The 6,660-nt window shown below is 70.4% G+C and carries 5 protein-coding genes; 2 read left to right on the forward strand and 3 right to left on the reverse strand.

Going from position 1 to position 6,660, the window contains the following annotated elements:
- Nucleotides 1-10 precede the first annotated feature (10 nt).
- The 3 genes from IE107_RS10580 to IE107_RS10590 form a co-directional block, all read right to left on the reverse strand.
- Nucleotides 11-817: an SGNH/GDSL hydrolase family protein gene (locus IE107_RS10580; RefSeq protein ID WP_189543425.1), complete on the reverse strand. Its 807-nt coding sequence runs from the start codon at nt 815-817 to the stop codon at nt 11-13.
- Nucleotides 818-1,276: 459 nt separating this feature from the next.
- Nucleotides 1,277-1,447 carry a hypothetical protein gene (locus IE107_RS10585; protein ID WP_189543426.1) on the reverse strand — a complete coding sequence of 57 codons (171 nt, stop codon included), beginning with the start codon at nt 1,445-1,447 and terminating at the stop codon, nt 1,277-1,279.
- Nucleotides 1,448-1,574: 127 nt separating this feature from the next.
- Nucleotides 1,575-2,201, reverse strand: coding sequence for a TetR/AcrR family transcriptional regulator (locus IE107_RS10590; RefSeq protein ID WP_189543427.1), 627 nt, complete (start codon nt 2,199-2,201; stop codon nt 1,575-1,577).
- A 92-nt stretch (nt 2,202-2,293) separates the two neighbouring features.
- On the opposite strand from IE107_RS10590, the gene IE107_RS10595 reads away from it, so the two are divergent.
- Nucleotides 2,294-3,943, forward strand: a complete 1,650-nt coding sequence (locus tag IE107_RS10595) for a serine hydrolase domain-containing protein (protein WP_189543428.1) — start codon at nt 2,294-2,296, stop codon at nt 3,941-3,943.
- A 100-nt stretch (nt 3,944-4,043) separates the two neighbouring features.
- Nucleotides 4,044-6,254 carry a HelD family protein gene (locus IE107_RS10600; RefSeq protein WP_189543469.1) on the forward strand — a complete coding sequence of 737 codons (2,211 nt, stop codon included), beginning with the start codon at nt 4,044-4,046 and terminating at the stop codon, nt 6,252-6,254.
- Nucleotides 6,255-6,660: the final 406 nt, after the last annotated feature.

A 6,660-nucleotide genomic window follows, 5' to 3' on the forward strand; every position in this document is an offset into this window, starting at 1 on the left:
CGCCCGCGTCCTACGCGGCCGAGCGGAAGGCCGGAAGGTAACCACCGGACTGACCGGCGGCCTTGGGGTGGTACGAGTTGTAGATCGGCAACGACACGCTGTGGAGCCATGCGTCACCGGAGCACAGCTCGTGCCCGGTGAACTCGTCGACCACGCTGGAGAACGTGAACCCGGCATCGGCGGCCTGCTTGGCGATGACCCCGTTCAGCACGTCGGACGCATTGTTGATGGCCGACCGCTCCTTCTCCGAGAGCCCGGCGATGCAGCTGCCGCTCAGCTGGTAGAAGCGCGGGTAGCCCAGCACCACGACTTGGGCCTGCGGGGCCCGCGACCGGATGGCGTCGTAGAGCGAACTCAGTCCGGACGGAAGCGAGTTCTGGATCTGCGAGACGGCCGAGCCGACGCTGCTGAGGCAGGTGGCCTCGCCGGACAGCACGCAGTCCTGCATGACATCGGCGAACCCGACGTCGTTGCCGCCCGCGGTGACGCTGACCAGGCCGGTGGACGAGTTCAACGCCCCCAGCTGGGTCCCGGCCACCGAACTGGTCGTGGCACCCGAACAGGCCACGAAGGCAAAGGAGGAGGGCGAGTTCGCAGCCGCCCAGAGGTAGGGGTAGGCCTTGGTGCTGCGGCGGCAGTCGCCGCTGTCGGAAAGATAGCTGCCCGCGCCGACACCGGAGGAGTACGAGTCGCCGAGGGCAACGTACCCGCCGGTGGCGGCCGAGGAGTTTGCCGAGGCCGGCTGGGCAACGCCCAGCGCGGCCACGGCGGCGAGGACCAGAGTGGATGCAGACGCCCAGAATCTCCGTACTGACATGGCTGTCAGCCCTCCGAAGTGTGGGGGGTGGGTGGGGGGTTGATGGAGCGCCATGTTTCTAGCAGCTGTCGGTACCGGCCGGTAATAGCTGCGGAAGAACTGGTCTGATATGCCCGAATGATCGTTCGGGCGTCATGGCTCCGCGCGTAGATAAACCTCCGGCCGCACCCTGAATAGGGGATATTTCGGCCAGAGTTCACGCGGCATCGCGCGGCTGTTCAACGGGCGCGCGGGCCTACGGGATCCGGGGAGCGGACCGGCTCAGCACCCCGCTCGATGCCCCCTTGGGCGCCCCGCCCGGTGGTGCCCCTCGGCACATCTCACCCGGCTCCTCGGCATCCCGTCCAGCACCCCCTGAGTGGGTGTCCGCAACACAAAAAAACCGCCCTCTGCGGCGGCTGTCCCCGAGGGGGTGCCGCCGCAGAGGGCGGTTGTCGTGGTTCTGAGTGGGTCAGAGGGTCAGTTGTGGCCGAACCTCCGCTGCTTCCGGTGGGAGACCTGTTCTGAGATCGAGCGCACCGTCTCCTGCTCGGTCGTCGGCCGCGTCCGCTCCTTCGCTTCCGGAGCGGCGCTGCGTTCGTGGCCGCCGGTGCGGGCGCCTCGGTTCTGCCGACTCTGCTTCTTGCCCACGATCGTGCCTCCTGTTGCGGATCTCGGACGATGGGCCATCACCAGACTCGCATGCGGGTGCGAAAGGTGCATTCCGGGTGCTGGGTGCCGGGTGCGACTCCCTCCGGGGTCCGGATCCGGTGGCAGATCACTCGTACTGGCGGCACCGGCCGGGAAAGGCGGCCCGGACGCGCGCCGCGACGAGGTCGAGAGCGGCGCGGGAGGCATCGGCGTCGGGCTCGGAGCCGAGCTCCAGGGCCAGGCCTTCGGTCAGGCAGTGGAGTTCGAGGGAGGCGAGGGCCGGATCGGTGTCCGGCGGGACCTCGCCGCACTCCTGTCCGTTGTGGACGGCCGTGGCGAGCATCGAGCGGATGAGCCGGCCCGTCTCGGCATGGGCGCTCGCGAGCTCCGGATTGTCGATGGTGCGGCCCAGGAACGCCAGCACCACCCGATGTGCCGAGCGGCGACGCGGGTCCACCGGGAGCCACTCGGCGAGCCCTTCGGCGACCACGTCGCGAATCGGCAGCCGCTGACGCGTCGCGCGCTCGCCGAGTGCCGAGACCCGGTCGAGGATCTTCCGTACGACGCGATCGTGGGTGAACAGCAGCATCTCGTCCTTGGTCGAGAAGTAGTGCTGCACGTGGCCGACGGAGACGCCCGCCGTGGCGGCGGTCCGGGCCACGGTCACCCGGTCGAGCCCCTGCTCGGTGATCAGCTCCTGTACGGCGTCGGCGACCTGGACGCGCCTGGCTTGGTGATCGACGACCTTCGGCATGCCGCCAGGGTAACCGTCGACCGATCTCGCAGGAGGCTTAAACAATATGCTCATATTGTAAAAACGGATGCGAACCGGGGGTGGCTGCGGACATGGCGGCGACAGGCAGGACACAGGGGCGCCGATGGCGCACAGGGCTGGGGAAGTCGGTCGGGGCGGTACTGGTGGCGGGTGCGCTGGCGGGGCTCGTTCCTGCGGACGCGGCAGCCCAGGGCGCGGAATCACGGACGACTGCGCCGACGGGCGCGGCCTCCCGCACCACGGACGCCGACGGTGCAGGGGCCATGCGGAGGATCGACGCGTTCGTCCGCGACCGGCTCGACGCGACAGGTACGCCCGGCGCCGCACTCGCCGTGATCGAGGGCGGCCGCTTCGTGCACCAGCGCGGCTTCGGCGAGGACGGCCGGGGCCGGGCCGTCACACCGGACACTCCGTTCCTCTGGGGCTCGGTGTCCAAGCCGGTCACCGGCCTCGCCGTGATGCAGCTCGTGGAGGCGGGCCGGGTGAACCTCGACGAACCTGTGCGGACGTACCTCCCCCGGTTCAGGCTCGCCGACCCGGACATGTCCGACCGCATCACGGTCCGGCACCTGCTCACCAACACCAGCGGCATCCCCGCCTCCGCAAGTGGCGAGATCGGCGACCGCTACGACAACGCACCGGGCGCCCTCGCCGACTCGGTCCGTGATCTCGCGCGGATCGCTCCGACCGCCCCGCCGGGTGAGTCGTACGCGTACTCCAGCGCCGGTTACGCCGTGCTCGGCGCGCTGGTCGAGGAGGTCTCGGGGCGACCGTTCGGCACGTACCTCCACGAGAAGATCCTCGATCCGCTCGGCATGGACCACGTCGTCGCCACCGAGCAGGACTTCGAGCGGGAACGGGTGACGCCCGGCCACCGATCCTTCTTCGGTGTCCCGGTGCGGTTCGACGCCCCGTACGACACCGCAGGCGTCCCCTTCGGCCATGTGGGCGGCAGCCTCAGGGACTTGACCCGCTTCGTCCGCGCCGAACTCGACGGCGGCCGGCTGGACGGGCGGCGGGTGCTCTCGGCGAAGGGAACGGCCGACACGCAGCGTGGCCATGTCGCCGGCAGCGTCGGCCGCTACGGCCTCGGCTGGTCGGTCGGGACGCTCAAGGGCACCGGCGAGCGCATGGTCTGGAAGGACGGAGCGCTGCCCGGTCACCACGCCATGGTCATCATGCTGCCCGACAGCGACCGGGCCGTGATCGTCCTGCAGAACGCCTACCACCAGCTGCGCGCCCAGGAGTTCGGCGACGCGGCGTTCGGAGCGGCGCGGATGCTCTCCGGAGCGAGTCCCCGCACCACGCCGACGGACCCCCTCGCCCTCGTCCTGCCGTGGACCACGGCCGGCCTCGCCGCTGTCCTCCTGTTCTGCCTGGGCCCCGGCCCTGCGCCGCCTGCCCCGACGACGCGCGGCGGCCCGCGCCCGCTCCCGGCGCAGGATCGCGCTGACCACCACCGCGTCGCTCGCCACCACGCTGACCCTCGCGGCGCTCCTGTGGTGGCTGCCCTCGATCATGGGCGGCACGCCGGCCATGGCACTGCTGTGGATCCCCGACGTGGGACGGAGCCTGGTGACCGCCGTCGCGCTCGCCCTGCTGCTCGCCGCGGAGCGTGCGGCCCTTGCCGCCTGGGACCTACGACGCCCGCGGACCGCGCCATAAGCACAGGAAATCCCCGTTCCACAATTGCGGAACGGGGATTTTCTCACGTATATTGAATGGTTCTGTATGCCATAAAAAAGGCCCCTCGAAAAGGGGGCCGACAAGAATCACCTTATCCGGCAGGGAGCGATTTTGTCAACTCGCGCAAACGGCGAATTGCAGAAGGAGCAGGAATTCATCGACCGGCTCTACGACCGCGTCGACACGCTGCGCGGGGTCACCGCGCAGCACGTCGAGGACGCGTCGACCCCGGTGGGGAACGGGCAGCAGGCCCGTCTCGAACGCGATGTGCTCGTCGCCGAACGTTCCGGTCTGCTGGCAGCCCTGAACGCGGTGCACGGCTCACTGTGCTTCGGCCGAATCGATCTCCACGACGGTACGGCGCACCATATCGGCCGTATCGGAATTCGCGAGGACGACACCGAACACACGCCCCTTCTGATCGACTGGCGGGCACCGGTCGCCCGGCCCTTCTATCTCGCCACCGGACATGTGCCCATGGGGCTGCGCAGGCGCAGGCACATCACCACCGAGGGCCGCACGGTCACCGAGCTGCACGACGAGATCCTCGATCTCGGGGATCGCGAGCGCAGCGGCTTCGAGGACCCGAGCGGCGACGCCGTGCTGCTCGCCGCGCTCGGCTCCGCCCGTACCGGCCGCATGGGCGACATCGTGCGGACCATCCAGGCGGAGCAGGACCGCATCATCCGTGCCCCGCACCGCGGTGTCCTCGTCGTCGAGGGCGGCCCCGGCACGGGCAAGACGGCGGTCGCCCTGCACCGTGCGGCCTTCCTGCTGTACGAGCACCGTGAGCTGCTGGCCAAGCGCGTGGTGCTGGTCGTGGGTCCCAATCCGGCCTTCCTCCGTTACATCGGCGAGGTGCTGCCCGCCCTCGGCGAGACCGGGGTCATGCTCGCCACGCAGGCCGAGCTCTTTCCCGGTGTCCACGCCCACGGCACCGACACCCCCCGCGCGGCGGCCGTCAAGGGCGGCGCGGGGATGGCCGAGGCGCTCGCCCTCGCCGTACGCGACCGGCAGGTGCTGCCCGAGCCCGGCGCGCCGGTGGTCATCCCGCACGACGACGGGGACCTCGTCCTGGACTGGGAGATCGCCTACGAGGCCCGGCAGGCGGCCCGCGAAACCCGTCTGCCGCACAACCTCGCCCGTCCGTACTTCGCGTTCCACGTCATCGACGCGCTCACCGCACAGCTCACCGAACGCATCGGCGCCGATCCGTACGGCGGCCCCAACTTCCTCGGCCCGGACGACATCGCCCAGCTCGGCAAGGGTGTCGCCGCGAGCGAGGAGGTGCACGCCGCCGTCGCGGAGCTGTGGCCGGTGCTCACCCCCGAGGACTTCCTCGCCGGCTATCTGGCCGAGCCCCTGTACCTGCCGGAGGAGGACGCCGAGGCCATCCGGCGCGTTCCCGGCGACCGTGAGTGGACCCCGGCCGATGTGCCGCTCCTCGACGAGGCGGCCGAGCTCCTCGGTTCGGACGACAGCGCCGAGCGGGCCGCCGCCGAGGCCGATCGCCTGCAGCGGGTCGCCTATGCGCAGGGCTTCCTGGATCTGTCCCGGGGTTCGGAGACGTACGAGTTCGAGGACGAGGAGTCCGAGGTCCTGGCCGCCCACGACGTCATCGACGCCGAACGGATGGCCGAGCGGCACGAGGAGGCCGACCACCGGAGCGCGGCCGAGCGGGCCGCTGCCGACCGGACGTGGGCGTTCGGGCACATCATCGTCGACGAGGCACAGGAACTGTCGCCGATGGCATGGCGGTTGCTGATGCGCCGGTCACCGACGCGCTCGATGACCCTGGTCGGCGATCCGGCGCAGACCTCCGAGGAAGCGGGCGTCGGCTCGTGGGAAAGGATCCTGGAGCCGTACGTCGGTGACCGCTTCGAGCACGTGAGGCTGGGGGTCAACTACCGTACGCCTGCGGAGATCATGGAGCTGGCCGCCGGGGTCGTACGTGCCGAGGATCCTTCGTTCGAACCGCCCGGATCGGTACGGTCCACCGGCCGGACGCCGTGGACACGGGACGCCGGTGCGGATCTGGCGGGCGCGGTGGCGGAGGCCGTCGCGGAGCTGACGCCCGAGGAGGGATGCCTCGCGGTGATCGCGCCGCGCGCCCTGCACGAGGAGGTCGCATCCGCGCTCGACGGAGTCACGGCCGGCGCCGAACCCGACCTCACCCGTACCGTGGTGCTGCTCGGCCCGCGCGAGGCCAAGGGGCTCGAATTCGACCACGTCCTGGTCGTGGAGCCGGGGCGCTTCGGAACCAGCGACCTGTACGTGGCGCTCACCCGGGCGACCCAGTGCCTGGGCATCGTCCACCGGGAAGAACTGCCCGAGCCGCTGCGCTGACGCCAGGGGCGCCGTGGACGTGGAAGGCGCGGACGAGCCCGCCACCGAGTTCGTCCTCCCGGACTCCGGTGGCGTCGGCCGGTACGACTTCTTCGACGCGGTTCAGGTCCACGGGGCGCGTCATCGCTCCGGGCGCCGACCGGTCCGGGTACGACCGGCTGGACCGTCCGGCTCTTCGCACCGTCGGTGACTTCGTTGAAGACCGTGATTCACCGAGGCACTGCCATCGACGCCGATCCGCAGGGAGTCCCGCTCACGGAATGGGCCGCACAGCAGAACAGGCCCGCGCTGATCTCTCAGCACGGGCCTGACCTGGTCTTACGGCTGTCGGGGGTGCCTCTATGTCTTTCGTCAAGGCGCCCCTGTTGGGTTTGGGGTGGTTTGGGTGTGGTGGGGTCATGCGGCG

This window comes from Streptomyces gelaticus, from assembly GCF_014649535.1.
Lineage (GTDB): Bacteria > Actinomycetota > Actinomycetes > Streptomycetales > Streptomycetaceae > Streptomyces > Streptomyces gelaticus.